Annotated in this window: 2 protein-coding genes and 1 pseudogene; 1 reads left to right on the top strand and 2 read right to left on the bottom strand. The window is 65.3% G+C overall.

All coding sequences use genetic code 11. The features are described from left to right. Positions 1–178 (top strand): zinc ribbon domain-containing protein (locus tag G3N61_RS38975; RefSeq protein ID WP_205825107.1); only part of this gene is annotated, 178 nt, incomplete at its 5' end. 60 nt (positions 179–238) lie between these two features. Here G3N61_RS38975 and G3N61_RS38970 read toward each other — a convergent pair. After that, a pseudogene (locus G3N61_RS38970) lies at positions 239–556 on the bottom strand (cupin domain-containing protein); the annotation flags it as partial. 356 nt (positions 557–912) lie between these two features. Then, positions 913–1,605: a dihydrodipicolinate reductase gene (locus G3N61_RS38965; protein WP_205825105.1), complete on the bottom strand. Its 693-nt coding sequence runs from the start codon at positions 1,603–1,605 to the stop codon at positions 913–915. Between the last annotated feature and the right edge of the window lie 129 nt (positions 1,606–1,734).

The following is a 1,734-nucleotide window of genomic DNA, read 5'->3' as shown; positions in this document are numbered from 1 at the left end:
GAGTGCGGATAACCGGACCACGCAGGAAAAATTCGCCTGTGTCGAATGCAGTTACGAGGAGAACGCCGATGTCGTCGGTGCTCTGAACATTCTGGCGCGGGGACACCGCGTTGCAGCCTGTGGAGAGACGGTGCAGTCGGGCCGCTCAATGAAGCAGGAACCCGCCGAGGCGATCTGAGACAAGCATTATCGTTTCAGACGCGGTAGGAATCCCCCGTCTTCAGGCGGGGGAGGATGTCAAGAAGGTGTGGCAGATGCCGGTGCCCGCCGGAAACGCGACCGAATCGCCTTCGGCAACCGGGTGCAGCACGCCGTCGATCCAGACATCCGGCTTGCCTTCGAGCACATACACAAACTCCTGCTCGGTACTTTCGGCATGCGGATAGGACGTCCGCCGGCCCGGCAGAAGCCTCACGTGATGGATGCCGATCCGGGTGATGCCGAGTTCGGCGGAAATCGGTGCGTCCAGCGCCATCGGCTCGGTATCGCCGCGATAGCAATGCGCTTCCGGCTCTTCGAGCTCGGTCCAGTGCTTGATGAAAGCGGGGCGGGTCATCGGTTGCGCTCCTTTCGGGGGGATGGCGACGGTAGCTGTTCAGGTGCCGACGTCAGCGGTGACTCGCGCCTCCGCTCGGTGAATGAACCTCGCCCGATAACTTACCAGCGAATGCGGCAGGACGATGGCTCGTCGCATTTTTCGAGCGGCCGTGGCGGCGAAGCCGGCTGGCGTGATCTTGACCGCCGGCCATGCGGGACGTCAGGTGCCGGTCGGCGAGATGCATGGCGGCCCGGATGTCGCGGATCGGGGGCGATGACATCCACGGAAATCAGCACCGAACCGCCTCTTGCGTGGTGCAACAAACGTTTTGCGACGTGGGGCACGCGTGCTCGCGCCGCCGCGTATCGCCGCGATTACAGCCAGCCGTTGCGGATGAACTCGACGATCGAATAGCGGCGGTGCTCGAGATCGTGCTGCCGGACGGCATCGACGATACGCGACACGCCGTCCGCGTAAGGTGTCGCGCCCACCACGCGCGATTCGAATTGCAGGCTGCACGCACCGTCGTCGATGCGGATCCGGTGAATCGCGTGGCGGCCGAGCTGATCGTCGGCGACCGCGAATTCGCTGCGCTGCACGTCCGGGTCGCGCACGGAACGGATATCTTCCGGCCGCACGCCGAGCGACTGGCCAATTCCTACAGCCGTGCCGGGGACGGACGTCTTGCCGGCCTGATGCGACTCCGTGAGGCTGATCTGGCAGTCGTGAAACAGGTGACCGCTGGTTTCCAGCATGCTCATGAACTTGAGCATCAGGATGTTCGTGTTCGGGCACAGCACGACCGGGAACGCGTGCGAGCCGGTCTCGAGCTCGGAGCCGGTCGACAGCTCGACGAGTGGCGATCCGGTGACTTCGCAGAATGCGATCACGTCAGGGAGTTCGCGGCCGGAACCGGCGTGCACGACGATCGTTCGCGCGTCGCTGCGCTGCGCATCGTTGCGCGCGCTGTCCGACCAGGGGATCACGCGACAGGTTGCCGGGTCGAGCCGGTGCGCGCCGAGCAGCTCGCTGGCCAGCTTGCCGGTTCCTACGACGAGTACTTGCATGGAATTGACGGGTTGAGGTTCAGGATTCGGGGCGAGAACGGCGCGGGCCGTCCGGTCGCCCGGCTCGGTCGCGGCGCGTGGCGCCGGAGCGGCCTCGCGCATTATGCCCGGCCGGCCGCCTGCGTGTCC

Origin of the sequence: Burkholderia sp. Ac-20349 (assembly GCF_017104865.1) — a bacterium.
GTDB classification, from domain to species: Bacteria; Pseudomonadota; Gammaproteobacteria; order Burkholderiales; family Burkholderiaceae; genus Burkholderia; species Burkholderia aenigmatica.
This window is presented reverse-complemented; position numbering and strand designations above follow the sequence as displayed.